Consider the following 25,549-nt stretch of genomic DNA (forward strand, 5'->3'; position numbering starts at 1 on the left):
AATGGCGATCGAAAAGACCGATTTTCGTGCCACGATGCGCTCGGTGCACAGGCTGACGCCCATCCTGATCTTGCTGAGCGCGGCGCTCAACCTGCTCCTGCTGGTCGGGGCGATCTACATGCTCCAGATCTATGACCGTGTGCTGACCAGCGGCTCGCATGACACGCTGATCTGGCTGACGGTCATCGCGGTTTTCGCAATCGCGGTGTATGCCGTGGTCGAGCGATCGCGCCGCATCATCCTGTCGCGCGCGGCCTTCTGGTTGGATCGGGAGCTGACGGCCCCCGCGATCCGCCGCCGGATGGAAGCACGGCTTGCAGGCACGCCCTCGCAGGCGGGGCCGCGCGAGGTGGCCGATCTGCGGAACTTCTATCGCGGTGACGCGGTGATGGCGCTCTATGACGCGCCCTGGGGTGCGATCTTCATCCTGTTCATCTGGGCGCTGCATCCGGTTCTGGGGATGATCGCGCTTGGCGGGGCGGGGGTGCTGTTCGGGCTGAGCCTGCTCAATGATCTGCTCACCCGCAAGCAGCAGCGCGAGGCGATGCAGGCCGTTCATGGCGCCAACGATCTGGCCATCCGCTACGTCGATGCGGGCGAGACGATCCGGCCGCTCGGCATGGGGGCTGCGCTCTTCGACCGCTGGCAAGGCCGCGCCGCCATCGCGCATGGGCGCGAGGCCGCGTTGCAGGAGCGCACCTCAAGCATCGTCAGTATCTCGCGCGGCATTCGCCTTGCGTTGCAGGTGATGATCCTTGGTGCGGGCGCGTTTCTGGTGCTGCGCGGGGATCTGACGGCAGGCGCGATGATCGCGGCCTCGATCACGCTTGGCCGGGCGCTGTCGCCCATCGAGCGGCTCACCGCCGCGTGGCGCCAGTTGCAGGCTGCGCGTGTGGCCCGTACGGCGCTGGATGCGGCGCTGAAAGTGGGAGAGGGTGGAACCCGGCTGGCGCTGCACCGCCCCAAAGGCGCGCTCTCGCTGGAGGGGGTTCATTTCGCCGCGCCCGGCAGTTCCGAGCGTATTCTGAAGAACATCAGCTTCGCGATCGAGCCGGGTACCTGTCTGGCCATCGTTGGCCCTTCGGGCGCGGGCAAGTCGAGCCTGTGCCGCCTGCTGGTCGGTGCATGGGCACCAACTGCGGGGCACGTGCGGCTGGACGGCGCGGATGTCTTCAGCTGGGACCCGGATGAGCTTGGCCACCACATCGGCTACCTTCCGCAGCGGGTGGACCTCTTTCCCGGCACCATCGCCGAGAATATCGCGCGCTTTGGCAAGATGGAGTCCGACGCCGTGATTGCCGCCGCCGAGGCCGCCGGGGTGCACAAGCTGATCCTGCGCTTCCCGAAGGGCTATGACACGGTGATCGACCCCTCGGGCGAGCAGATCTCGCTTGGACAACGCCAGCGCATCGGCCTCGCGCGGGCGCTCTACGGCGGGCCGTCCTTTGTGGTGCTCGATGAGCCGAACTCCAATCTCGATCGCGAGGGCGAGGAATGCCTGCATAACGCCATCGCCTTGCTGAAACGCGCGGGGGCGAGCGTGGTCGTGGTTTCGCACCGCGCTTCGATCCTCAAACTGGCCGATCTTGTGCTGGCCCTGAGCGAGGGGCAGGTCGAGCAATTCGGCAAGAAGGGCAGCAAGCCGCAGGTTGTCGCCGAAACCCGCGAAGTGGGTGCGGTGCGCGGCCCACGTGTGCGTATCGCGCCAGCAGGTTAGCCGTAGGGAGGGAACATGTCGTTGCCTGATGCAGAGTGGTTTCGCGCGGCACTGGGCGAGGTTCTCTCGAAGATCGAGGGGGCGACGGGCTCAGGCGCTTATGTTGCGGCGGGTGTGGCGCTGCTTCTTGGTGGCGCTTTCTGGATGGTTTTCCGGCGTCAAGCGGGGACAGGCGTTCTGGCGGGCGCGGTGCGAGCGCCCGTCCTAACCGGTCTTGTCGCGCTTGGCCTCTTTATTGGCGTGATGGGGATGTGGTCGTGGCTCGTTCCGCTTGCCGGGGCCGCCGTTGCGCCTGGGGTTTTCAGCCCGATGGGCGACACCAAGACGGTGCAGCACCTCGAAGGCGGGATCGTGAAAGAGATCCTCGTCGCCGATGGCTCGAAAGTGACTGCGGGCGCGCCGCTGATCTTGCTTGATGACACCGAAACGCGCGGGGCGCTTTCCGCGAAGACCGAGCGATATATCTATCTGCTCGCGGTCGAGGCCCGGCTGGCGGCCGAGTTGCAGGGCACCGAAATGCACGATCCGCCCGCGGCCTTCGCTGACCTGCCGCCCGAGGCGATGACGGTCTTCACCGGCCAGCAGGAGCTTTTGCAGACCCGCCGAACCACGCAGCAGGCGCGAGAGAACGTGCTGCTGGCGCGCGCCGAGCAGCTACGCACCACCGCGCACGGGATCGAAGGCGTGGTCGAGGCCAAGAACCAGGAGCTCGACATCCTGCGCGGCGAAATCGCCACAGCGCGTGACCTTTATGACAAGGGCCTGCAACGGCTCCCGCAAGTGCTGGCGCTGGAGCGCGAAAGCGCGAGTGTGCGTTCGGAAATCGCGCAGTCCCAGACCGAGATCGCCCGCATCGGCGAGCAGGTCGCCGAGACGCAGCTGCAAATGCAGACCCTGCGCGAGGAGATGCTTGAGGCCGCAAGTGGCGAGCTTGCGCAGACCCGCGCCGAACTGGCGCTGACCCGCAGCGATCTGCCCGCCTATCGGGACCGGTTGGAACGACTTGTCATTCGTGCCCCGGTCTCGGGTACCGTGGCGAACATGCAGGTCGCGACCATGAGCGGGGTGATCAAGCCGGGGCAGGCGCTGCTGGACATCGTGCCCGCCGATATCGAACTGCTGGCCGAGGCGCGCGTGCGCCCGACCGACATCGACAGAATCTACACCGGTATGCGCGTTCGGGTCGTGCTGACGGCCTACCGCCAGCGCAACCTGCCGCAGATCTTTGGCCAGGTGCGCTCGGTCTCGGCGGACCGCATCATCGACGAGCGCACCGACGTGCCCTATTTCATGGCCGATGTCAGCGTAGATCAGGAGGCACTGAGAAGTCTGCCCGACGTGGTGCTCACCTCTGGGATGCCGGTCGAGATCATCTTCCTCGACGACGAACAGACGCTGGTCAGCTACCTGCTCGATCCGGTCAGGACCTCGTTCAACCGCAGCTTCGTGGGGCACTAGAGAGGGTCTGCTGGTCGCGCTGCGCAAGAGCTTGATGTACTGGGGTCGAGCTATCGGCGGATGGGTGGCTACAGCATGTTGCGTCGGCGTGGTGTGAAATCGCTTCCCACTCAGCACGAGGATATCGTGCGGGCTCTGCCTCTGGCGAACCAGATCTGCCACCCCGCAGTGATGATGCGCCGCAGCGCGATTGCCGAAGCCGGCGGATATGATCCGCGCTTCCGACTGGCGCAGGACTACGATCTGTGGCTGCGCATGATCGGCTCGGCGCGCTTCGGGAATCTGCCCGAGCCGCTTTTGAACATGCGGCGGCATGTGGGGCGCAGTTCAGGTCCGGCGAATCGCGCGCGGCACACGCATTTCAGCATCACAGCCTCGGTCAATCATTTCCGCCGGCAGTCTGGTCAGCCCGAGTTTGATCCGGCCTGCACGGCGGAGGATCTCGCGCAGGGGATGCTGGATCTGCTGAGCCTTGGCTCCGAGGTGGATCATGATCGCAAGGCGCTTGTCCGCCACGCGGAACGATTTATCCGCAACTGTCCCTGCGACCCGGCTATCTGCGCGCGCCTCGCGCAGGCAGTACTGTCGCTGTCGGGCCTGAATGACCGCATCAAGCTGCGCCTCTACCGCTTCTTGCAGCGCAGTCACATGCGCGGGGCATAGGCGGGGCAGCACCCCCTCGCAAGAGTGCGGCGGATTGGGTAGGTGATAGGGATGATACAGATTCCCGATACCCTTGCCGCCTGTGCTGTTGATGTTCTGACCACCGCCGACGCGATGGAGAAAACCGCGAAGTCGCGGCTTTATGCCAAGGCCTGGTTCGAGGGGCGCGCCGCTGGCCAACCCATGCCCATCGGTAGCGCCGAGCCGCCCGCGCGACCGGCGCGGCCCGAGCGCCCCGAATTGCTGGCACCGCGCGATGTGCCGCGCCGCAGGCCTGGAACCCCTGCGGGACGCAAGGCGCTGCTGCACGCTGTGGCGCATATCGAACTGAACGCCGTCGATCTGCACTGGGATATCATCGCGCGCTTCACCGCGACGCCGATGCCGCTAGGTTTCTACGACGACTGGGTGAAATCGGCCGACGAAGAGGCCAAGCATTTCCGGCTGATCAGCGACTGCCTTGCAACGCTTGGCAGCTACTATGGCGAGCTTCCGGCCCATGCCGGCATGTGGCGCGCAGCCGAGGACACTGCAACGGACCTCATGGGGCGCCTGACGGTCGTGCCCATGGTGCTTGAGGCGCGCGGGCTTGATGTGACGCCGGGCATGATCGAGATTTTCCGCAAGGCCGACCAGCCTGATGCTATCGCCTCGCTTGAGACGATCTACGCCGAAGAGGTGGGGCATGTCGCCTATGGCTCGAAATGGTTCCACTTTCTCTGTGGACGGCACGAGATGGACCCGAAAGAGACGTTCCACGCCCTGGTGCGCAAGTATTTCCATGGGGCGCTGAAGCCGCCCTTCAACGAGGAAAAGCGCGCCGAGGCGGGCATTCCCCCCGATTTCTACTGGCCACTGGCCGAGCAGGCCGAGTAGCGCGGCATCCTGTCCGGGGGCGCGGGCGGTTTTTCGCTGGCCCTGCGCGGTTGCCCAAGACTAGGGTGATCGCAAAGAACAGGAGGAACCACGAAATGCCCGGTCTGCGTCCCGATGTCGATCCCGATGGCCTGAGCGAGTTCTCGGTCGTTTTCACCGACCGCTCGCTGAACCATATGTCCGCACGTTTTCAAGGTGTTATGCGCGACATCTCATCCATGTTGCGAGAGGTTTATGGCGCCGGGGCCGTCGCCCTGGTGCCCGGTGGCGGCACCTTCGCGATGGAGGCCGTGGCACGCCAGTTCGCCGGTGGGCGTCACGCGCTGATCGTGCGCAACGGCTGGTTCTCTTATCGCTGGACGCAGATTTTCGAGGCAGGTGGTTTTGCCAGCGACACGACCGTGGTCATGGCGCGCCCGGCCGGGAATGTCCCGCAGCCCGCCTATGCGCCGCCGCCCATCGAAGAGGTCATCGCGCGTATCCGCGAGGCGCGGCCCGAGGTTGTCTTTGCGCCGCATGTCGAAACCTCCTCGGGGATCATCCTGCCCGATGATTATATCCGTGCCATGGCCGAGGCCGCGCATGAGGTGGGTGCGCTGCTGGTGCTCGACTGTATCGCCTCGGGGTGCATCTGGGTCGATATGCAGGCGACGGGCGTCGATGTGCTGATCTCAGCGCCGCAAAAGGGCTGGTCGGCCTCGCCCTCAGCGGGGATGGTGATGATGTCGGCACGCGCCGCTGCACTGCTGGAAGAGACGGTATCGAACTCTTTCGCGATGGACCTCAAGAAGTGGCGCGCGATTATGGCGGCCTATGAGGGGGGCGGTCACGCCTATCACGCAACCATGCCGACCGATGCACTGGTCGGCCTGCGCGATGCGATGGCCGAGACACGGGTGCTTGGCTTCGACGCGATGAAAGAGGCGCAATGGGCGCTTGGTCGCGCGGTGCGCGAGATGCTGGCGGAGAAGGGTGTGCGCTCGGTCGCGGCGCAGGGGTTTGGTGCGCCGGGGGTTGTGGTGTCCTATACCGACGACCCGGATATTCAGAACGGCAAGAAATTCCTCGCCGAGGGGATGCAGATTGCCGCCGGTGTGCCGCTGCAAGTGGGCGAGGGGGCCGAGTTCCGCACTTTCCGTCTTGGCCTTTTCGGGCTCGACAAGATCACCGACATCGATGGCACGGTGGCCCGCCTGCGCGCCGTTGTCGATCGGGTTCTGTAAAGCGATGGGGCAAGGCGCCAAGCCTTGCCCCGCTCATCCGTTCAGGTGCCGCTGCGGATCTGGCTGAGCGTGCGCGCCGGCGTGATCGCCTCGGGGTCAAGGCGCACCTCGATGATTGCGGGCTTGCCGCTGGCGCGGGCGCGCTCGAACGCGGGACCGAAGTCTTCGGTGCGTGCGACCAGCTCTCCGTGACCGCCATAGGCCTCGGCGAAAGCCACGAAGTCGGGGTTCACCAGATCGGTTCCGCTGACACGACCGGGGTAGTCGCGTTCCTGATGCATGCGGATCGTGCCGTAGATGCCGTTGTTCACAAGCACGGTGATCAGCGGAAGGCCGTAGCGCACGGCGGTAATGAATTCCTGCCCGTGCATCATGAAGCAACCATCGCCCGCGAAACAGATTACCTCGCGCTCGGGGAACAGCTTCTTCGCGGCAACGGCGGCAGGCAGTCCGTAGCCCATCGACCCCGAGGTCGGCGCCGCCTGCGTGTTGAACTGCCGGAAGCGGTGATAGCGATGCACCCAGGTCGCGTAATTGCCTGCGCCATTGGTGAAGATCGCATCTGGGGCGGTGTTGGCCTCGATCCACTCCATGATCGGGCCCATCTGCACGTCGCCGGGGCCGGTTTTCGGAGGGGTGGACCAGGCAAGGTAGCTGTCATGCATTCGCGCGGTGCGCTCAGCCCAGACCGGCGCGGCTGCGGGTTCCAGCGCCGCAAGGGCAGCGCAAAACGCATCGGGCGCGGCGCAGATCGGCAGGTCGGCACAGTAGACGCGACCCAGTTCATCCGGGTCGGGATAAACGTGAACCAGCTTTTGCGCGGGGTAGGGGACATCGATCAGCGTGTAGCGCGACGAGGGCATCTCGGACATCCGTGCGCCGATCAGGATCAGCAGGTCGGATTTCTTGATCTCCTCGGCCAGCGCCGGGTTGATACCGATCCCGACATCGCCCGCATAACTCGGGTGCAGGTGATCAAACAGCATCTGCCGCCGGAACGAGCAGCCGACCGGAAGCTGGAAGCGTTCTGCAAAGCGCGTGATCTCGGCTACGGCGGCGTCGCTCCAACGAGTGCCGCCAAGGATCACCATCGGGCGCTTGGCCTGCGCGAGCGCCTCGGCCAGTGCCGCGATCTGCTGCGGGCCGGGATGGGCCTCGACGGGCATATAGGGCTGCGCCTCCGGCGCCTCGACCAGATCGTCGAGCATGTCTTCAGGCAGCGTCAAAACGACGGGACCGGGGCGCCCCGAGGTCGCCACCGCGAAGGCGCGGGTCACGAATTCCGGGATGCGGCTGGCGTCGTCGATCTCGCCCACCCATTTGGCGAACTCGGTGAAGGCACGGCGGTATTCGACCTCCTGAAAAGCCTCGCGTTCACGTGCCGGGCGCTGGACCTGGCCGATAAACAGGATCATCGGGATCGCGTCCTGATGGGCGATATGCAGACCAGCGCTTGCGTTCGTCGCGCCCGGCCCGCGCGTTACCATGCAGATGCCGGGTTGCCCGGTCAGGCGGCCCCAGCAGTCGGCCATCATCGCCGCGCCGCCTTCCTGACGGCAGACCATGACATCGATCCCGCTGTCATAGAGCGCGTCCAGCACGGCCAGATAGCTCTCGCCGGGCACACAGCTGATCTGCTTCACGCCGTTCGCCTTCAGCGCCTCGACGATCAGTTGGCCACCTGTCTTCATCGTATTCCTCCGGTCCTTCGGGCTCTGCACGGCCCCGTTTCGCGATTCCTATACCCTGCGCGCCGTGCCGACCAGTCCGGTGCGGTTGTGTGGGTCCGCAATCGCCTCTTTCGTGCAAGTGAATTGATCGGAGTAAGACGGGCACGAATCCGCGACAAACCGATACAATTCTGACCTCTGATGGTTTCGTTTGGCACAATCCGAATTCCAAGACCCCTTCAGGCGGGACCGGACGTTTTTGGAATGCCGCATAGCCGTCTCGGTGGCGTCGAAATCGCGGGTGACGACGGTGAGGCGCAGCGCATGGTCAGACACGTTCAGGGGCTGGCGAATGATCGTTCGCTGGTCGTGGCGCAGTCGCGCGCTGCGCGGCAGTTCAAGGCCATCCGGACGCTCGCAGCCGAGCTTTGAGGGCCTCTGATTGTTGCTGAGTAGATCTCCGGATAAGGCTCTAAATTTAAACAAAAAAAGGCCGGGCTAAGCCCGGCCGAGGAAGAGGATCCGACAGGGGACTGCGGCTCCTGAAACTTTAGAACGTGCGGCGCGCTTCGGCCGTAGCCCGCGCTGAATCCAGCCCGATATCGCGCAGCAGGTGCGGGTCCAACCGGGCAAGCGCTGCGCGGGTCTGGCGCATCTCAAGCCACTTCGTGACATGCGCACGCAGGCCGGCGCGCTTGGCGCGGAGCGGGGCAATGTGACGAAGCGAATGGCTTAGCATGACGCACCTTTTTCGTATTGATACAATTCTGTCATCTGGGTTAAACTGATCATATAAAACCCATACAAACGTATCCAGAGAAATATTGTGACTGATACAAATTGGGCTCCAGCCCTCACGCATCAATCGGGACCGAAGTATCTCTCGCTGGTGAGGGCGCTGCGCGAAGGCGTACGCCGCGGTGATCTCGCGCCCGGTACACGCTTGCCAACAGTACGTAATTTGGCTTGGAAACTCGGGGTGACACCGGGGACAGTCGCGCGTGCCTATCAGATCGCAACTCAGGAAGGGCTGCTCGAGGCCGCGGTCGGCCGTGGTACATTTGTATCGACACAATCGCGCCGCCTTGGGCCGACCGAGCCGCTCTACCGCCAGCCATTGACCGATCCGAGTGACGATGATGGCGTCGTCGATCTGCGCTCGCCGCAGTTGCCCGACGTTGGTCAGACCCAGGCGCTGGCGACGGTCATGGCGGAGGCAGCGCAAGAGCTTGGGCGGCAGTATCTCGAATACCCCGGCCTGCGCCGCGATCAGTATTGCCGCGAGGCCGCGCTGGAGTGGTTCTGGGGCTACGCGATCTCGTCCGTGATCACCGCTGATGACCTGGTTCTGACGCATGGTGGGCAGAACGGGATCAATATCGTTATGCAGTGCTGCCTTCGTGGCGACCGCCCCGTCGTTCTGTGTGAGGAGCTGGCCTATCCGGGCTTCCGCCACGCCGCGCGCCTCAATCGGGCCGAGGTTATCTCGATCGCGCTCGATGAGGAGGGCATGATTCCCGAGGCGCTCGACGCGGCCTGCCGCAAGCATGGCGGCCAGATCGTCTGTATCACGCCCGACGCGCAAAACCCGACGACGGCCCGGATGGGAAGCGCCCGACGCATCGCCATTGCCGAGGTCGCCCGCAAGCACGACCTGCAGATCATCGAGGACGATTGCTACACCGCGCCCGTCTCGGGCTTGGAAAGCCTGCGTGTGATCGCCCCAGAGCGGTCCTGGCATGTGACATCGCTCTCCAAGACGATCTCGGCCGGAATGCGGTTCGGCATTGTGGTGGCCCCCGAGGGCATGGGCGAAGCCGGGCGCCTCACCGCGCAACACAGCTACTTCGGTCTGCCGCGCCCGGTCACAGATATTGTCACGCGCCTCTTCAGCTCGGGCGAGGCCATGCGTCTGCGCCAGGCCGCTCAGGACGTGATGAGCCGCCGCTTGCAAATGGTGGTGCAGGCCTTCGGTGACCAGGATGTCTCATGGCAACCCGGCCTCAGCTTTGTCTGGCTCAGGTTGCCGCTTGGCTGGCGCGCCTCCACCTTCGCGCGCGAGGCCGAAGCCGAGGGCGTCCTGCTGCGCTCGGCCGATGAATACGTCCTGCAAGATGGTCATGCCCCGAACGCCGTGCGCATCGCCATGGCGGGTGGTGTGCCCGAAGAGCGCTTCCAACGCGCGATCCGTCGCCTCGTGCGGCTGCTTGAAAATCCGCCCGGTGACCTGCCGGTCTGATGCAAAACCCCGCGCCGGTCGGGCGCGGGGCTAAGACTGCTCTGCCTTCAATGTGGCCGAAATATCCCGGGGGTGCGGGGGCAGCGCCCCCGCTCCGCAATCCGTTACTCGGCGCGCGAGGCGCGCTTGCGCTCATGCGGGTCAAGGTGGCGCTTGCGCAGACGCACGATCTTCGGCGTCACTTCAACCAGTTCGTCATCGTTGATATAGGCGATCGCCTCTTCAAGGCTCATACGCACCGGCGGGGTCAGGCGCACGGCTTCGTCCGTGCCCGAGGCGCGCACGTTGGTCAGCTTCTTGCCCTTGAGCGGGTTGACCTCAAGATCGTTGTCGCGCGAATGCTCGCCGATGATCATGCCGGTATAGACTTGCTCCTGCGCGCCGATGAACAGCTTGCCGCGCTCCTCGAGGTTCCACAGCGCATAGGCCACCGACACGCCGTTCTCCATCGAGATCAGCACGCCCTGACGACGGCCCTGGATCGCACCCTTGTAGGGCGCCCAGTCGTGGAAGATGCGGTTAAGCACGCCGTTGCCGCGCGTGTCGGTCATGAACTCGCCCTGGTAGCCGATCAACCCGCGCGAGGGCACATGGGCGACGATGCGGGTCTTGCCGTGGCCGGCGGGGCGCATCTCGACCAGATCACCCTTGCGGTTGCCGGTCAGCTTCTCGATGACAACGCCCGAGTATTCGTCATCCACATCGACGATCACCTCTTCGATGGGCTCCATACGCTCGCCGTTCTCTTCGCGGAAGATCACGCGCGGGCGCGAAATCGACAGCTCGAAGCCCTCGCGGCGCATGTTCTCGATCAAAACGCCCATCTGCAATTCGCCGCGGCCCGAGACGACGAAGGCATCGCCACCGGGGGTGTCCTCGACGCGGATCGCGACGTTGGTTTCCGCCTCTTTCATCAGGCGCTCGCGGATGACGCGCGACTGGACCTTGTTGCCGTCACGGCCCGCCAGCGGGCTGTCGTTGATGCCGAAGGTGACCGAGATGGTCGGCGGGTCGATCGGCTGTGCGGGGATCGCGGTGTCCACGTCCAGCGCGCAAAGCGTATCGGCCACGGTGGCCTTGGTCATGCCCGCGATGGTGACGATGTCACCGGCTTCGGCCACGTCGATGGGCTGCTGCGTCAGGCCGCGGAAGGCCAGGATCTTGGTGCAGCGGAACTGCTCGATCCGCTCGCCGGTGCGCGAGAGCGCCTTGAGCGCATCGCCCACGCGCAGACGGCCCGCCTCGACGCGGCCGGTCAGGATGCGGCCGATGAACGGGTCGGCCGAAAGCGTGGTCGCGAGCATCTGGAAGGGCTCGTCGGCGCGGAACTCCTGCTTGGGCGGCTCGACATGCTTCAGGATCAGATCGAACAGCGCCGAGAGATCCTGGCGCGGGCCGTCCAGTTCTAGATCGGCCCAACCGCCGATGCCCGATGCATAGACATGCGGGAAATCAAGCTGCTCGTCGCAGGCGCCGAGGTTGGCGAAGAGGTCGAAAACCTCGTTCAGCGCGTTTTCCGGGTCGGCGGCGGGTTTGTCGACCTTGTTCAGCACCACGATCGGCTTGAGGCCAAGCGCGAGCGCCTTCGAGGTCACGAATTTGGTCTGCGGCATCGGGCCTTCGGCGGCATCGACCAGCAGGCAGACGCCATCGACCATCGACAGGATGCGCTCCACCTCGCCGCCGAAATCGGCGTGGCCGGGGGTGTCGACGATATTGATGCGGGTGCCTTTCCACTCGACCGAGGTCGCCTTGGCCAGAATGGTGATGCCGCGCTCACGCTCAATATCGTTGCTGTCCATGGCGCGCTCGGCCACTGCCTGGTTTTCGCGGAAAGCGCCGGATTGTTTCAGAAGCTGGTCAACCAGGGTCGTCTTGCCGTGGTCAACGTGTGCGATGATCGCAATGTTGCGAATGTCCATTTCGTCCGCCTGTTCGTGGTTTGGGGCGGCCATAGAGGAAATTGGTCGCCAGCGCCAGCCCGAAGCGCCGCTTAGTGCGTAGAGGAGTTGGAAAACAGGTTTATGACGAGAATGCCGGCAATGATCAGCCCGATGCCAAGCGTTGCGGCAAGGTCCAGTTTCTGCCCGAACAGCATCCAGCCCGACAGGGCGATCAGCACCATTCCGATGCCCGACCAGAGCGCGTAGGTCACCCCAAGCGGCAGCACCTTCAGCACCAGCGTGAAGAACCAGAACGCCGCTCCGAACCCGACGATCACCCCGACCGAAGGCCAGAATCGTGTGAACTGCTGGCTGGCTTGCAGGCAGGAGGAGCCGAAGGTCTCGAACACGACGGCGATCAGGAGATACAGGTAGGTCTGCATCAGGTCACGATATACCAGTCGCGGCGGTGATTGAAGGCGATCACGAGGTTCACGATCACCGCGCCGAGCAGTGACCACAGGACCCGGTCGATGGGCAGGATCCACAGCGCGACGGCAAACAGCACCAGATCGTGGGTCAGCTGTGTCCAGCCTGCCTTGATGCCGAACTTATCCTGCAAGATCACCGCGACGATGGAGACCCCGCCAAGGCTGCCCGAGTGACGAAAGAGCCCGAGCAGTCCGACACCTGCGCTGACACCGAAGAGAACCGCGGCGATGCCGGGGTGGATGGAGCCCACGGCAAAGAGCGGCTTGAGCGCCTCGGCCAGCAGCGACACGAGCGTTACCGTCATCAGACTTTTCAGGCAGAAGGCCGCGCCGCGCGCCCAATAGGCAAAGCCATAGAAGGGGATGTTGATCACGAAGAAGACAAGGCTGAAACTCCAGCCCGTGAGATAGGAGATGATCAGCGCAAGACCCGCCGTGCCACCCGTGACCAGCCCGGCCGCTCGCAGCAGGTGAATGCCCAAGGCCGCCTGGGCCGATGCGATCAGCAAGCCTTGGATATCCTCAAAGAGGGAGTAGTGCTTCTCGATTTTAAGGTCAGCAATCATGACCCACTAATGCCGCAACGCATCGGTCACGTCCATTGCCGCGCGCGCATGGCGGGAATGCGTCGGCGTCAGAGGGCGATGTAGCGATCGCGGCGATGATTGAGCGCGATCACAAGGTTCAGCACCAGCGCGCCAAGCGCCGACCAGGCGATGGTCTGCCAGTCGCGCAGGGTCAGGGCGATCGCAAAGACGCAGGCGTCGAACAGCAGTTGCGTCCAGCCCGCCTTGAACCCGGTCTTATCCTGCAAATAGAGCGCAAGAATGCCGACGCCGCCAAGGCTCGCACCATGGCGGAACAGCGCAAGCAGCGCCGAGCCGGAGACGAAGCCGATCAGAACGGCGCCTATGGCCGGGTGCAGGTTCTGGAACGAGATATACTGCGGCAGCACCATCGTCAGCGCCGAGAGAAGCGCGACCGCAAGGAAGGTCTTGAGCACGAACCCGCCTCCAAGCCGGCGATAACCGAACCAGTAGAAGGGCAGGTTGATCACGAAAAACACCGGGCCAAAGCCCCAGCCGGTCGCGTAGGACACGAGAATCGCAAGCCCCGCCGTCTGGCCCGTAACGAAACCCAGATGCGTTAGCATAAGCACGCCAAATGCCGCCATGAGGCTGCCAAAGGCGATGCCTTGCGCATCATCCAGCGGGGTGTGTCGGGCGGGGTTTTCAGCGATGATCTCGGTCATGGCGCTTTCTGTCACGCGGCGCGAGGGCCGACAAGAGCCTGTGGCGCGTCCGCAACGCGAGACGCGCAGCGGCGCGATCCATTGCATTTCCATTTGCCGCGACTCGGTCGCCTATGGTTTCTGGCGCCATCCGGCTAATTCAGACAGGAGGGCGGAACATGACTGTACACGTTTACGCCCAAGCAGCCGGCTGGCATCGCGCAGGGGCAACTGCCACCCGCACCGGAGCACGCCGACAGGCCTGATCCGTCGCCCGGACCTCAAGCGGTCCATGTCTGAACCCTCCACCGGACCTCATTGCTGATCCCGACACGGCGTTTGCGCTTTGTCACGGCTCGTCTCGGTCCGGTTTCTTCACCACAAACCAGAGGCCGGGGGCGTTTGCGCGCATTCCGGAAATCACATGACCAGACTGACCCATCATGCCGGGCCCGTGCCCGCATCCTCCATCGAAGCCGCAATCGCGATCCACGGCGCGCGGCGCGTTCTGATCGCGGCCCTGCTTGCCACGCTGCGGCCGCGTGCGGCGCGCCCTCTGGCCGCCAACTTCGTCGATCTCGACGATCACATGCGCCGCGACATCGGCCTGCCGCCGAAATCCACCTCGCCCCCAAGGCCATACTGGCAGCACTGCGGTTGGTAGCGGAGCAAATGAAAAGGGCCGGCGCTGTGCCGGCCCTTTTCATTTGCTAAGAGATTGGCTGTCTTAACCGACCAGCGCCTTGTTCAGATACTCGTCGATCTTCTCAAGGAAGCCCATCGTGGTTAGCCATTTCTGATCGGGGCCGACCAGCAGCGCCAGATCCTTGGTCATGAAACCATCCTCGACCGCCTGCACGGTGACCTTCTCAAGCGTCTCGGCAAAGCGCATCAGCTGTGCGTTGTTGTCCAGCTTGGCACGGTGCTTGAGGCCACCAGACCAAGCGTAGATCGACGCGATCGAGTTGGTCGAGGTCTGCTTGCCCGCCTGATGCTGACGATAGTGACGGGTGACGGTGCCATGGGCTGCCTCGGCCTCAACCGTCTTGCCATCGGGCGTCATCAGAACCGAGGTCATCAGCCCGAGCGAGCCGAAGCCCTGCGCCACGGTATCCGACTGCACATCGCCGTCGTAGTTCTTGCAGGCCCAGACGTAGCCGCCTGACCATTTCAGCGCCGAAGCGACCATGTCGTCGATCAGACGGTGCTCGTACCAGATCCCGGCGGCCTTGAACTTCTCTTCGAACTCTTCCTCATAGACCTTCTGGAACAGGTCCTTGAAGCGCCCGTCATAGGCCTTGAGGATAGTGTTCTTGGTCGAGAGATACACGGGCCAGCCGAGGTTCAGACCATAGTTCAGCGAGGCCCGTGCGAAGTCGATGATCGAGTCGTCGAGGTTATACATCCCCATGTAGACGCCCGAGGAGGGGGCCTTATAGACCTCTTTCTCGATCACGGTTCCGTCCTCGCCGACGAATTTCATCGTCAGCTTGCCCTTGCCCGGGAAGCGGAAATCGGTGGCCTTGTACTGGTCGCCGAAGGCGTGGCGACCGACAACGATCGGCTTGGTCCAGCCGGGAACCAGACGCGGCACGTTGCGGCAGATGATCGGCTGGCGGAAGATCACGCCGCCCAGGATGTTGCGGATCGTGCCGTTGGGCGACTTCCACATCTGCTTGAGGCCGAATTCCTCGACGCGGGCCTCGTCGGGGGTGATCGTGGCGCATTTCACGCCAACGCCGTGTTCCTTGATCGCCAGGGCGGCGTCGATGGTGATCTGGTCCTCGGTGCGGTCGCGCTCTTCGATGCCCAGATCGTAATAGAGCAGGTCGAGGTCGAGATAGGGCAGGATCAGTTTCTTCTTGATGAAGTCCCAGATGATCCGCGTCATCTCGTCGCCGTCGAGTTCGACGACGGGGTTTTCAACCTTGATCTTCGTCATGACTTGCTCCGCGCATGAATAAGTGATGCGCGGCTCATACCCCATTCCGGAGGAAAAGGCCATAGTCGGTATGCATTGGTATACCGAAAATTATCTCAGCGGCCGCGAAGTGTGAACCAGGGGCGAATGCGGTCCTGAACCCAGGCCCAGACCGCGGGCAGTCCGTGCGACACCTTGGCGCCGACGCGGGATTCAAGCTGTTCCCAATTTACATCGTACTCCAGCCAGCTGCCGCCGCCGCCTTCGAGGTTCAGCATCACGGGCTGCACCCGATCAAGGCTTTTCGCAAAGATCGCGGTGGGGGTCTGGGCGGCCTCAAACTCGTGCCAGGTCGCTTCAAGTTCGGCGCGTAAGTCGTTGGGGAGAAGTCCGAATAAACGCTCAGCCGCGGCCGCTTCGGCGGCCTGAATATCGGCCGAGCCATGGGCCGTGCCGTCCGAGGAATGGATCGGCACGTCACCCACGTCGATCTCGACCAGATCGTGCAGCAAAAGCATCCGGATCGCGCGGTTCACGTCCACGCCGGGGCCGGCCTGATCGGCCAGCACCAGCGCGTAAAGCGCAAGCGTCCAGCTATGCTCGGCCGAGTTCTCGCGGCGCGAGTTATCCGCAAGCGGGGTGGCCCGATAGACGGATTTGAGCTTCTCAGCCTCCAGCAGAAAGGCGAATTGCTGCGAGAGGCGCTCGGTCATCTAGTGCCCGCCCTCGGTGTCGCGAGGCGCGGCGGGGGCCTTGGTGCCCTCGCGCCGGGCGCGGATCGTCTCGTCAAGGAACTTGCGCGCGCGCTGCTCGGACAGGCGCAGGCGGCACGAGGTGTTGAAAGCCTCTTGCAGCGAGGGCGAGGAGGTGCCGATGACCTTGCTCACTTCCATGTAAAGCCGGTCATCGTCGAACTCCTTCATGGCCGCCATCACATCGGCGGCCAATGCGTCGGCCAGTTCGTCGAGCAGAGCCATCAGCGCGAGCCCTCGGTCAGGCGACGCTTCACATAGCCCTGAACCGAGTCGATCATCGGCTTCATATGTGCTTCGTCATCCTTGAAGAAGTGGTCGGCGCCTTCGACTTCCTCGTGGGTGATGGTGATGCCCTTCTGCTCGCGCAGCTTGGACACCAGCGTATGCGTGTCCTTCGGCGGCGCCACGCGGTCGGCGGTGCCGTTGATGATCAGGCCGGACGAGGGGCAGGGCGCAAGGAAGCTGAAGTCATACATGTTCGCGGGCGGCGCGACGGAGATGAATCCGGTGATCTCGGGGCGGCGCATCAGCAGTTGCATCCCGATCCAGGCGCCGAACGAGAACCCGGCCACCCAGCAATGTTTCGAATTCGGGTTCATCGCTTGCAGGTAATCAAGCGCCGAGGCTGCATCTGACAGCTCGCCAATGCCCTGGTCATACTCGCCCTGGCTGCGGCCGACGCCCCGGAAGTTGAAGCGCAGAACGGTGAAGCCGATCTTATGGAAGGCGTAGTGCAGGTTATAGACGACGCGGTTGTTCATCGTGCCGCCGAACTGCGGATCGGGGTGCAGGATGATCGCGATCGGCGCGTCCGGCATGGGCTGCGGATGGTAGCGGCCCTCGAGGCGTCCTTCGGGACCGGGGAAAATGACTTCGGGCATCGGCTCTCGCTGCTTTATTCTCTGGGTCCGGGGGTGCGACGGTGCGTATGCTTGACGCTTTCGCTCAGACACCCTAGGACGGGGCAATCCCCGGCGGGATGCCGGGAATATGGGTGGAATTGAGTTAAGCGGCCCAAGGCGCGGCGTCAATGCTTTGCCCCGCATTTGCAATGCGAACGGGCGCTTGGGGGAGGCGGCGATGAAACTTTCGACCAAAGGACGCTATGCGATGGTGGCGTTGGTGGATCTGGCGATGGCCGGCCCCGATGCGATGACCTCGCTTGCCGCGATCTCGAAGCGTCAGGATATCTCGCTGCCCTACCTCGAACAGTTGTTCGTGCGGCTGCGCCGCGCGGGGCTGGTGGAGTCGGTGCGCGGCCCGGGTGGCGGCTATCGCCTGGCCCGCAACCCCGAGGAAATTCGCGTCTCCGAGATTTTCGAGGCGGTCGATGAAACGGTCAGCGCGCTGCATGTGGGGGCGGGCGCCTCGGGCGGCATTTCGGGGTCGCGCGCGCAATCGCTGTCGAACCGGCTGTGGGAGAGCCTGAGCGCGCAGGTATTCGTCTTCCTGCACCAGACCACGCTGGCCGATGTGACGAAGAACGCGTTGAAACCCTGTCCGGCGGTGCCGTCGCTGTTTTCGGTGGTGGACGAGTGACACAACTGCGCCAAGCGAAAGGCCGGGGATGAGCCGACGGGTCTATCTTGACTGGAACGCGACCGCGCCGCTGCGCCCCGAGGCGCGCGCGGCGATGATCGCGGCGATGGATGTGGTGGGCAATCCGTCCTCGGTCCATGCGGAGGGGCGGGCGGCCAAGGCGCTGATGGAGCGCGCACGCGCCCAGGTGGCGGCAGCTTTGGGCGCCGAGGGACAGGACATCATCTTCACCTCCGGCGCCACCGAGGCGGCATCGCTTGCGCTGGCCGGGCGCGGATATGCCTGCGCGGCAATCGAGCATGACGCGGTCTCGGCCTGGTGTGCGGAGGATCTGGCGGCGGACGGGTTCGGCCGGGTCTCTGTGCCCGATCCCTCACGCGCGACGCTGCAATTGGCTAATTCCGAAACCGGCGTCATCCAGCAATTGCCCGAGGGGCTGGCAGTCAGCGACCTGACGCAGGCCTTTGGCAAGATCCCCTTTGCCTTCAACTGGCTTGGCGTGACGGCGGGGCTGGTCTCGGCCCACAAGCTGGGCGGCCCCAAGGGGATCGGTGCGCTTGTCGTGCGGCGGGGCACCGATATCGCGGCGCAACTGCGGGGTGGCGGGCAGGAAATGGGCCGTCGTGCGGGCACCGAGAACCTGATCGGAATTGCGGGTTTTGGCGCGGCCGCCGAGGCTGCCGCGCGCGATCTGGCGGCGGGCGTCTGGGAAGAAGTCGCTGAAATTAGAAATATTCTAAAGAATGCTCTGGAAGAGAGCGGTGAGACGCTCTATTTTCCGGGTTGGGAGACATCGGGAGATCATTCGGCGGACGGAGGCCAGGGGCCTGCGATCCTGCCTAATACGCTTTCGATTGTCAGCCCCGGCTGGAAGGGCGAGACGCAGGTGATGCGGCTGGATCTGACGGGGTTCGGCGTGTCGGCAGGCTCGGCCTGTTCCTCGGGCAAGGTCCGCGCGAGCAAGGTTTTGCGCGCGATGGGTTGGTCCGAGGATATGGCGGCATCCGCGTTGCGGGTCTCGCTCGGGCCGGGGGTTACGAAGGATGAGGTTCTGCGCTTTGCCGAGGCTTTCGGCGCGGCACTTAAAAAACATCGCGCAAGAGTCTGACGCGGAAAGGAATATGGCTTTGGAACAGGAACTGGACGTCCGTGAGGGCGTGGATCGTGAAACGGTCGAGACCGTCCAGAACATGGGCTCCTACAAATATGGTTGGGAGACCGAGATCGAGATGGAATACGCCCCCAAGGGCATTTCCGAAGAGATCGTGCGCCTGATTTCGTCCAAGAATGACGAGCCCGAGTGGATGCTGGAATGGCGCCTTGCCGCCTATCGCCGTTGGGTGACTATGGTCGAGCCGAAGTGGGCGATGCTGCATTACCCCGAGATCGACTATCAGGACCTCTACTACTATGCCCGCCCCAAGAGCATGGAGAAGAAGCCCAAGTCGCTCGACGAGGTCGATCCCAAGCTGCTGGCAACTTACGAAAAGCTGGGTATCCCGCTGAAGGAGCAACTGATCCTTGCCGGCGTCGAGGGTGCCGAGAATTTCGTCGAGGGTGAGCGTCAGGTCGCCGTCGATGCGGTCTTCGACTCGGTCTCGGTCGGCACCACCTTCAAGGCCAAACTGGCCGAGGCGGGGGTGATCTTCTGCTCGATCTCCGAGGCGATCAAGGAGCACCCGGAGCTGGTCAAGAAATACCTCGGCTCGGTCGTGCCGCAGTCGGATAACTTCTTCGCCACGCTGAACTCGGCCGTGTTCTCTGATGGCTCGTTCGTCTACATCCCGCCGGGCACCCGCTGCCCGATGGAGCTGTCGACCTATTTCCGCATCAACGCCGAGAACACCGGGCAGTTCGAGCGCACGCTGATCGTGGCCGACAAGGGGTCGTATGTCAGCTACCTCGAAGGCTGCACCGCGCCCAAGCGCGACACTGCGCAGCTACACGCGGCCGTCGTCGAGATCGTGATTCTCGAGGATGCCGAGGTCAAATATTCGACCGTGCAGAACTGGTTCCCAGGCGACGAGGAAGGCAAGGGCGGGATCTATAACTTCGTCACCAAGCGCGCCGATTGCCGTGGCGACCGCGCCAAGGTGATGTGGACCCAGGTCGAGACCGGCTCGGCCATCACCTGGAAATACCCGTCCTGCATCCTGCGCGGCGATGATACCTCGGGCGAGTTCTACTCGATCGCCATTGCCAACAACTACCAGCAGGCCGACACGGGCACCAAGATGATCCATCTTGGCAAGAACTCGAAGTCGCGCATCGTGTCCAAGGGGATCTCGGCGGGGCAGGCGCAGAACACCTACCGCGGGCTGGTGACGATGCACCCCAAGGCCAAGAACTCGCGCAACTATACGCAGTGCGACAGCCTGCTGATCGGCGACAAATGCGGGGCGCACACCGTTCCCTATATCGAGGTCAAGAACAACTCGAGCCGGGTCGAGCACGAGGCGACGACCAGCAAGGTCGATGACGATCAGCTGTTCTACTGCCGCGCGCGTGGCATGGACGAGGAAGAGGCCGTCGCGCTTGTCGTGAACGGTTTCTGCCGCGAGGTGCTGCAAGCCCTGCCGATGGAATTTGCCATGGAGGCGCAGAGCCTCGTGGCGATTTCGCTTGAAGGCAGCGTCGGCTGATCGACGCTGTCTTGCCAATCTTGGGCGCCTGACGCTGCCGGGAACTCGACTTGAAAACCATTGCCGCCATACGAACGAACCACTGGGGGGAGGATGCCGAGCGCGTCTTCGCCCAGCTGGCGCCCGTATGGGGCGATCGGCTGGTGACAGTGTTCCACAACCGGCCTGAGGGGATGGCACTACCGTTGCCGGTGGTGGACATCAACGACGCTTGGGTTGAGCAGAACGGGTTGCGCGTGCTGCCCGACTGGGGCTGGCGCTGCGGCGATTACTGCCTTTACGCGCTGCGGCAAGCCTATCCAGATGCCGAGCACTTTTGGCTGATCGAGCCCGATGTGTTCTTCAAAGGCGATGTCGGGGCGTTCTTTGACCGCTTTGCGGATCGCGACGAGGATTGTCTTGGGGTTTCGATTGAGGAGTTGCCGGTGGGTAACGTCTCATTCAAGCCCATACCGGGCCTAACACTCCTTCGATCCATATTCGCGCTTGTTCGCTTCTCTGGCCGCGCGATCGAGATGCTTCGGATCAAGCGGCAAGAGTATTTTCAAACTCCGGTTCGGCCGTTTCGGGCGCTGAACGACGAGTGCTTTTGTTTTTCGTTCTTGCACGCTTCCGATGGCTTCAGCCTCGGCAGTATGGCTTCTATCGCGCCAGATTTGATTCAGTCGGCAACGATGCGGACAGACCCTGACCGCTTGCCAGAGTCGGTGCCTAGCAGTGTACCCCAAGGCGTCTTCCACCCTGTGCGCTGCCACGGCTCATTTCGTGCTGCGGTGTCCAGGCGTCTCGCCGCACGGGGAGCGCCTTTTGGTTTGCTTGTTCATCAGTTGCAGTATCTGGAGTCGTGGGAGATTGACGAGCTTGCGCGCGAGGCGGCAGAGCATCTCAAAGCAACGATGCATCAGCAGAGGCTTCAGCAAATCAGAAAGAACCAGCGCCGTGGATAAGCGAATTGCGAAATATCCGGGGCGGGAGGTTGGCGGGGCTGCTGCCTCGGGGCGGCACGCGCCAATGCTCTCAGCGTTCGTGCCAACCCTTTGGGGGGGCAGCATTCTTTCTTGGGTTCCTGCTCAGATTGTTGCCGCTTCCGATACTGTTCGTCACGGCTCCGGCGTTCGTTCGCCGTATTTCTGGCGTAATCGCGTGATTTCTTTGTCCAAACAAGGAATTGGGGACGAAGCGCCGCATGTCTGTGTCAACGACGACGTTTGCCGAGCGACTGAAGCGTATCGAGGCAAGCCGCGAGAACGCGAAGGGCAACATCATCCTGCATGTCGGCGAAAACGAGATGCGCGTGCGCTCGCTCGAGGAAGTGCGGCGACCGTCGCGTGTCCGCGAGCTGATGCAGGGCGCGCTCTATTCGCTGAACCTCGTTTGGGCCTTCCTTATCGGGTTGTTCGCGGTGGCCTTCGTGGTCGCGTTGCAGGCGCATGTCTTCACGCTCCCGCAAACAGCGTCGGAGATGTTCGGCGACGGGCAGATCATCCTTTCGATGGCTCTGGGGACGTCCTTCGCCTATGTGCTGCGCTGGATCTTGCGTCTGCGCGGTCGCAGCCTGAACGTCGTGCAACTGGTCGCGGTGGGCTTTGCGGTTTGCTCGCTGCACAATCTCGCGTTCTGGATGCCCGAGGTGTCGGCCGTCCTCTTCACGCCGAGATGGGTGGAAATGTATCAGGCGTCGGCCTCGCCCGACACGTTCGTGTTCCGCGGCACGGTGATCGGCTTCGGCGTCTGACCGGCGCAGCGCTCGGCGCGGGCAGCCTTGACGGCGCAAGTGACCGCAATTGGCCGCAGACAGCGCGGCATTCTCATCATTCTATGCGTTGCGCCCGGTTCGCCCCCCGGCACGTTGGCGCTGCGAGCATTCTGACGAGACATACGCTGAACAAGCGCCCGGTAGTGGCTCTTTTCGGCCATTACGCGATGCGCGATGACCTCCGCAAGATCCAGCAATTCTCCGCTCCGACTGGAATGATCGGCCGAATGGCCGTATTCGAACTTCAACCCACTCCGATCCCGGCTGAACAGCTTGGCCGGATCGTGACAACTTACCTGCGTCCGCTTTGACCGGCGCCGAACATCGGGAACATAAAGATGCTTGAAATCAAGAACCTGCACGTCAAACTTGAAGAAGAAGACAAGGTCATCCTGAAAGGGGTGGATCTGACCGTCGAAGCAGGCAAGGTCCATGCGATCATGGGGCCGAACGGCTCGGGCAAGTCCACGCTGTCTTATGTGCTCTCGGGTCGCGACGGCTATGAAGTCACCGAAGGCTCGGCCACGCTTGAGGGCGAGGAACTGCTGGATATGGACCCGGAAGAGCGCGCGGCGGCGGGCCTGTTCCTGGCGTTCCAATACCCGGTCGAGATCCCCGGCGTGGGCAACATGACCTTCCTGCGCACCGCAGTGAACGCGCAGCGCAAGGCGCGCGGCGAGGAAGAACTCTCGGCGGGTGATTTCCTCAAGCTGGTGCGCCAGAAGGCCAAGACGCTCAAGATCGACGCCGATATGCTCAAGCGTCCGGTCAACGTGGGCTTCTCGGGCGGTGAGAAGAAGCGCAACGAAATCCTGCAAATGGCGATGCTTGAGCCGCGGATGTGCATTCTCGACGAGACCGACTCGGGCCTCGACGTGGACGCGATGCGTCTGGTGGCCGAGGGCGTGAACGCGCTGCGCGACGAGAACCGCAGCTTCCTGGTGATCACGCACTATCAGCGCCTTCTGGACCACATCAAACCGGACGTGGTGCACATTATGGCGGATGGCCGCATCATCAAGACCGGTGGGCCGGAGCTGGCGCTTGAGGTCGAGAACAACGGCTATGCGGCAATCCTGGCCGAACACGGCATCGAGGGGGTGCTCTGATGACGGCGGTCGAGAAGCAAACTCCGCTGGAGGCGCGTCTTGCGGCGATCGAACTGCCCAAGGGCGGCGCCTTCGCGGCCATGCGCGCCGATGCACTGGCGCGGCTGGTAGCGATGGGCCTGCCCGGGCGGCGCGACGAATACTGGCGCTATACCGATCCGGCGGCGCTGAACGCGCCGCTGGCACCCGCCGCCAAGCCTTTCGAGGCAAGTGACGAGACCCCGCTGTTTGATGGCATGGACCGCGTCAAGCTGGTCTTCGTGGATGGTGTTTTCGATGCCGAGGCCTCGGATTCTCTGGAACTGGCCGGGGTTGAGATCGCGCGTCTGGCGGAGGCGGAGACCGCCGACATCCACTGGGCGCAGGGACTTTACGGCACGCTGGAATCCGCCGGGCAGTCGCCCGTCGTGCGACCCTTCGCGGCGCTGAACTCGGCCGCTGCGAGCGACGGGCTGTTGATCCGCGTGACCGGCAAGGCCGCGAAACCGGTCAGCCTGATCTATGTGCACCGCTCCGAGACCTCGGACCCGATCCTGCACCACGTCATCAAGCTGGAGCCGGGCGCGGAATTCACCCTGCTTGAAAACGGCCCGGCGGGTGCGCGGTTCAACAAGGTCATGGAAGTCGATGTCGGCGCCGGTGCGCGCTTCCATCACATCCGTGCGCAGGGCCGCGATCATGAACGTCGCGCCGTGACGGGCATCTTCGCCCGTGTGGCCGAGGGCGCGCTGTTCAAGAGCTTTACGATGACCGTCAACGGCGTGCTGACGCGCAATGAATGCGTGATCGACATGGTGGGCGACGATGCGGTGGCCCATGTCGCCGGCGCGGCGCTTGGCGATGGCGCGAGCGGCGCGTTCCACCATGACGACACCGTCTTCGTCACCCATGGCGCCGAGCGTGGCGAAAGCCGCCAGGTGTTCAAGAAGGTGCTCAAGCACGGCGCGGTCGGCACGTTCCAGGGCAAGATCCTAGTCAAGCCCGGCGCGCAGAAGACCGATGGCTATCAGATCAGCCAGTCGCTGCTGCTCGATGACGACAGCCAGTTCCTTGGCAAGCCAGAGCTTGAGATCTACGCCGACGACGTGAAATGCTCGCACGGGTCCACGACCGGCGCGCTGGATGAGACGGCGATGTTCTACCTGCGCTCGCGCGGGGTGCCGCATGAGGAGGCGACGGCGCTGCTGGTTCTGTCCTTCCTGGCCGATGCGATCGACGAGATCGAGGACGAGGCGCTGAAGGACGAGATCGTTGCGCGGCTTGAGGGCTGGCTGGCGCGGCACAGGGGCTGAGATGGCGGCAGTCGATGACATCCTGCGCAGCTACCGCGCGCCTCGGGTGGTGATGCGCGCGCATCTTGCGCGTACGCCGTCCGAACCGCGGGTGCTGACCTTCCTGATGGCCGCGCTGGTCGTCATCTTCGTCGCGCAATGGCCTCGGCTGTCGCGGCTGGCGTTCGAGCAGCCGGACCTGCCGCTGACCGGGTTGATGGTGGGAACCGGGATCGCGCTGGTCGCGACGATCCCCGCATTCTACCTGCTGGCCGCCGTGGCGCGGCTGGTGGCCGGGGTCTTTGGCGGAACGGGCAGCTGGTATGGTGCGCGGCTGGCGCTGTTCTGGGCGATGCTGGCGGTGTCACCGCTGATGTTGCTTCAGGGGCTGGTTGCAGGATTCATCGGGCAGGGCGCGCAGCTTGTTCTGGTCAGTGGGTTGACCTTCGTGGCCTTCGTGCTGATCTGGGGCGGCTGCCTGCGCGTGGCCGAGTTCGAGGCGAGTGAAAAATGATTGCAGGGCTTGATCTGCGCCAAATGATCGTGCGGACCTTCCGCGAACCGCGCGTTGTCGCGCGCGAACTGATCGCGCTTAACCTGCCGCCGCGCGCGCGCGCGCTGGCGCTGGCGATTGTCATCGTGGTTTCAGCGGCGCTTGGCAGCTTTGCCGAGATCCTGTTCGCCTTCGTCACCGATCTCGATTTGGGCGAACCCACAAGCCCGGTGCCGATGGCGCTCGCGCAGGCGGCGCTGATCCTTTACGGGGCGTCGGCCATGACCGTCCTGGGCCGCAAGTTTGGCGGTCGCGGGCAGTTCCGCGATGCGTTGCTGCTGCTGACCTGGATGGAGTTTGTGCTGATCGTCGCGCAGGTCGTGCAGGTCTTGGTGATGGTGTTCTTTCCCGTCACCTCGGTCATCGCGATGATGGCAATGATGGTGCTGCTGTTCTGGCTTCTGGTGCAGTTCACGGCCGCGCTTCATGGGTTCGAAAATCTCGCCAAGGTCGCTTTCGGGGTGATCGTGGGCTTTCTGGTCAGTGCGATGGTCGCGGGAATGCTGATGGTGAGCCTTGGGTTCGTGCCTGTGCCCGTCACAGGCTGAGGAG

28 protein-coding genes are annotated in these 25,549 nt (G+C 63.7%); 17 read left to right on the top strand and 11 right to left on the bottom strand.

Features of this window, described 5'->3' with window-relative positions; all coding sequences use genetic code 11:
• Window position 1: 1 nt before the first annotated feature.
• The 5 genes from N3C64_RS00080 to N3C64_RS00100 all read left to right on the top strand — a co-directional run bounded on the left by N3C64_RS00080 (window position 2) and on the right by N3C64_RS00100 (window position 5,937).
• Entirely contained in the window at window positions 2–1,717 is a 1,716-nt protein-coding gene (locus tag N3C64_RS00080; RefSeq protein ID WP_260010549.1) for a type I secretion system permease/ATPase, read from the top strand.
• Between the two features lie 15 nt (window positions 1,718–1,732).
• Window positions 1,733–3,175, top strand: a complete 1,443-nt coding sequence (locus tag N3C64_RS00085; protein WP_260010551.1) for an HlyD family type I secretion periplasmic adaptor subunit — start codon at window positions 1,733–1,735, stop codon at window positions 3,173–3,175.
• Between the two features lie 93 nt (window positions 3,176–3,268).
• Window positions 3,269–3,838, top strand: coding sequence for a glycosyltransferase family protein (locus N3C64_RS00090; protein ID WP_260010553.1), 570 nt, complete (start codon window positions 3,269–3,271; stop codon window positions 3,836–3,838).
• A gap of 51 nt (window positions 3,839–3,889) precedes the next feature.
• On the top strand, window positions 3,890–4,714 hold the full coding sequence (locus N3C64_RS00095) for a ferritin-like domain-containing protein (RefSeq protein ID WP_260010555.1): 825 nt from the start codon (window positions 3,890–3,892) through the stop codon (window positions 4,712–4,714).
• A gap of 95 nt (window positions 4,715–4,809) precedes the next feature.
• On the top strand, window positions 4,810–5,937 hold the full coding sequence (locus tag N3C64_RS00100) for an aminotransferase class V-fold PLP-dependent enzyme (protein ID WP_260010557.1): 1,128 nt from the start codon (window positions 4,810–4,812) through the stop codon (window positions 5,935–5,937).
• Between the two features lie 41 nt (window positions 5,938–5,978).
• On the opposite strand, the gene N3C64_RS00105 is transcribed toward N3C64_RS00100, so the two are convergent.
• Window positions 5,979–7,628, bottom strand: a complete 1,650-nt coding sequence (locus N3C64_RS00105; RefSeq protein WP_260010558.1) for a thiamine pyrophosphate-binding protein — start codon at window positions 7,626–7,628, stop codon at window positions 5,979–5,981.
• A 243-nt stretch (window positions 7,629–7,871) separates the two neighbouring features.
• Between N3C64_RS00105 and N3C64_RS00110 the strand changes: the two genes are divergently transcribed.
• On the top strand, window positions 7,872–8,039 hold the full coding sequence (locus tag N3C64_RS00110; protein ID WP_260010560.1) for a hypothetical protein: 168 nt from the start codon (window positions 7,872–7,874) through the stop codon (window positions 8,037–8,039).
• A gap of 118 nt (window positions 8,040–8,157) precedes the next feature.
• On the opposite strand, the gene N3C64_RS00115 is transcribed toward N3C64_RS00110, so the two are convergent.
• Complete coding sequence (locus N3C64_RS00115; protein ID WP_260010562.1) at window positions 8,158–8,346, bottom strand: DUF1127 domain-containing protein; 189 nt, start codon at window positions 8,344–8,346, stop codon at window positions 8,158–8,160.
• Between the two features lie 87 nt (window positions 8,347–8,433).
• Here N3C64_RS00115 and N3C64_RS00120 point away from each other — a divergent pair, with 87 nt between their 5' ends.
• Window positions 8,434–9,846 (top strand): aminotransferase-like domain-containing protein, encoded by a 1,413-nt coding sequence (locus N3C64_RS00120; RefSeq protein ID WP_218631063.1) that lies wholly within the window; start codon window positions 8,434–8,436, stop codon window positions 9,844–9,846.
• Window positions 9,847–9,950: 104 nt separating this feature from the next.
• On the opposite strand, the gene typA is transcribed toward N3C64_RS00120, so the two are convergent.
• From typA to N3C64_RS00140, 4 genes are all read right to left on the bottom strand, one after another.
• Window positions 9,951–11,768: a translational GTPase TypA gene (gene typA, locus N3C64_RS00125; protein ID WP_260010564.1), complete on the bottom strand. Its 1,818-nt coding sequence runs from the start codon at window positions 11,766–11,768 to the stop codon at window positions 9,951–9,953.
• Window positions 11,769–11,839: 71 nt separating this feature from the next.
• Window positions 11,840–12,172, bottom strand: a complete 333-nt coding sequence (locus tag N3C64_RS00130) for an SMR family transporter (protein WP_218631065.1) — start codon at window positions 12,170–12,172, stop codon at window positions 11,840–11,842.
• Window positions 12,172–12,786: a YitT family protein gene (locus tag N3C64_RS00135; RefSeq protein ID WP_218631066.1), complete on the bottom strand. Its 615-nt coding sequence runs from the start codon at window positions 12,784–12,786 to the stop codon at window positions 12,172–12,174. Before N3C64_RS00135 ends, N3C64_RS00130 begins: the two co-directional genes overlap by 1 nt.
• A 68-nt stretch (window positions 12,787–12,854) precedes the next feature.
• Window positions 12,855–13,472 (bottom strand): YitT family protein, encoded by a 618-nt coding sequence (locus N3C64_RS00140; RefSeq protein WP_260010568.1) that lies wholly within the window; start codon window positions 13,470–13,472, stop codon window positions 12,855–12,857.
• A 403-nt stretch (window positions 13,473–13,875) separates the two neighbouring features.
• Here N3C64_RS00140 and N3C64_RS00145 point away from each other — a divergent pair, with 403 nt between their 5' ends.
• A complete protein-coding gene (locus tag N3C64_RS00145) occupies window positions 13,876–14,115 on the top strand; it encodes a hypothetical protein (protein ID WP_260010570.1) in 240 nt (79 codons plus the stop codon).
• Between the two features lie 63 nt (window positions 14,116–14,178).
• Here the strand turns inward: N3C64_RS00145 and N3C64_RS00150 are convergent, their stop codons facing one another.
• From N3C64_RS00150 to N3C64_RS00165, 4 genes are all read right to left on the bottom strand, one after another.
• A complete protein-coding gene (locus N3C64_RS00150) occupies window positions 14,179–15,393 on the bottom strand; it encodes an NADP-dependent isocitrate dehydrogenase (RefSeq protein WP_260010573.1) in 1,215 nt (404 codons plus the stop codon).
• A gap of 95 nt (window positions 15,394–15,488) precedes the next feature.
• A complete protein-coding gene (locus tag N3C64_RS00155) occupies window positions 15,489–16,085 on the bottom strand; it encodes an HD domain-containing protein (protein WP_260010575.1) in 597 nt (198 codons plus the stop codon).
• Complete coding sequence (locus tag N3C64_RS00160) at window positions 16,086–16,349, bottom strand: hypothetical protein (protein WP_218631071.1); 264 nt, start codon at window positions 16,347–16,349, stop codon at window positions 16,086–16,088.
• Complete coding sequence (locus tag N3C64_RS00165) at window positions 16,349–17,008, bottom strand: alpha/beta hydrolase (RefSeq protein ID WP_218631072.1); 660 nt, start codon at window positions 17,006–17,008, stop codon at window positions 16,349–16,351. Before N3C64_RS00165 ends, N3C64_RS00160 begins: the two co-directional genes overlap by 1 nt.
• Window positions 17,009–17,207: 199 nt before the next feature.
• Between N3C64_RS00165 and iscR the strand changes: the two genes are divergently transcribed.
• The 5 genes from iscR (at window position 17,208) to N3C64_RS00190 (ending at window position 22,043) form a co-directional block, all read left to right on the top strand.
• Window positions 17,208–17,666 carry a Fe-S cluster assembly transcriptional regulator IscR gene (iscR, locus tag N3C64_RS00170; protein WP_218631073.1) on the top strand — a complete coding sequence of 153 codons (459 nt, stop codon included), beginning with the start codon at window positions 17,208–17,210 and terminating at the stop codon, window positions 17,664–17,666.
• A gap of 28 nt (window positions 17,667–17,694) precedes the next feature.
• The gene (locus N3C64_RS00175) at window positions 17,695–18,774 is read left to right on the top strand and encodes a cysteine desulfurase family protein (RefSeq protein WP_260010577.1); all 1,080 of its coding nucleotides are present in this window, start codon (window positions 17,695–17,697) and stop codon (window positions 18,772–18,774) included.
• Between the two features lie 13 nt (window positions 18,775–18,787).
• Window positions 18,788–20,308 (top strand): Fe-S cluster assembly protein SufB, encoded by a 1,521-nt coding sequence (sufB, locus tag N3C64_RS00180; protein ID WP_218631075.1) that lies wholly within the window; start codon window positions 18,788–18,790, stop codon window positions 20,306–20,308.
• 50 nt (window positions 20,309–20,358) lie between these two features.
• Complete coding sequence (locus N3C64_RS00185) at window positions 20,359–21,255, top strand: component of SufBCD complex (RefSeq protein ID WP_260010578.1); 897 nt, start codon at window positions 20,359–20,361, stop codon at window positions 21,253–21,255.
• Window positions 21,256–21,494: 239 nt separating this feature from the next.
• A complete protein-coding gene (locus N3C64_RS00190; protein ID WP_218631077.1) occupies window positions 21,495–22,043 on the top strand; it encodes a hypothetical protein in 549 nt (182 codons plus the stop codon).
• Here N3C64_RS00190 and N3C64_RS00195 read toward each other — a convergent pair.
• Window positions 21,980–22,426 (bottom strand): hypothetical protein, encoded by a 447-nt coding sequence (locus N3C64_RS00195; protein WP_260010579.1) that lies wholly within the window; start codon window positions 22,424–22,426, stop codon window positions 21,980–21,982. The two genes, N3C64_RS00190 and N3C64_RS00195, sit on opposite strands and share 64 nt — an antisense overlap.
• Here N3C64_RS00195 and sufC point away from each other — a divergent pair.
• The 4 genes from sufC to N3C64_RS00215 are packed head-to-tail and all read left to right on the top strand — an operon-like array spanning window position 22,403 to window position 25,545.
• Window positions 22,403–23,173: a Fe-S cluster assembly ATPase SufC gene (sufC, locus tag N3C64_RS00200; protein ID WP_260010580.1), complete on the top strand. Its 771-nt coding sequence runs from the start codon at window positions 22,403–22,405 to the stop codon at window positions 23,171–23,173. The two genes, N3C64_RS00195 and sufC, sit on opposite strands and share 24 nt — an antisense overlap.
• Window positions 23,173–24,465, top strand: a complete 1,293-nt coding sequence (locus N3C64_RS00205) for a SufB/SufD family protein (RefSeq protein ID WP_260010581.1) — start codon at window positions 23,173–23,175, stop codon at window positions 24,463–24,465. The genes sufC and N3C64_RS00205 overlap by 1 nt, the downstream gene beginning before the upstream one ends.
• A 1-nt stretch (window position 24,466) precedes the next feature.
• A complete protein-coding gene (locus N3C64_RS00210; protein ID WP_218631080.1) occupies window positions 24,467–24,958 on the top strand; it encodes a YIP1 family protein in 492 nt (163 codons plus the stop codon).
• Window positions 24,955–25,545 (top strand): YIP1 family protein, encoded by a 591-nt coding sequence (locus N3C64_RS00215; protein WP_218631081.1) that lies wholly within the window; start codon window positions 24,955–24,957, stop codon window positions 25,543–25,545. The genes N3C64_RS00210 and N3C64_RS00215 overlap by 4 nt, the downstream gene beginning before the upstream one ends.
• The last annotated feature ends 4 nt before the right edge of the window (window positions 25,546–25,549 follow it).

Source organism: Sedimentimonas flavescens (assembly GCF_025154035.1).
Classification (GTDB): Bacteria; Pseudomonadota; Alphaproteobacteria; order Rhodobacterales; family Rhodobacteraceae; genus Rhodobacter; species Rhodobacter flavescens.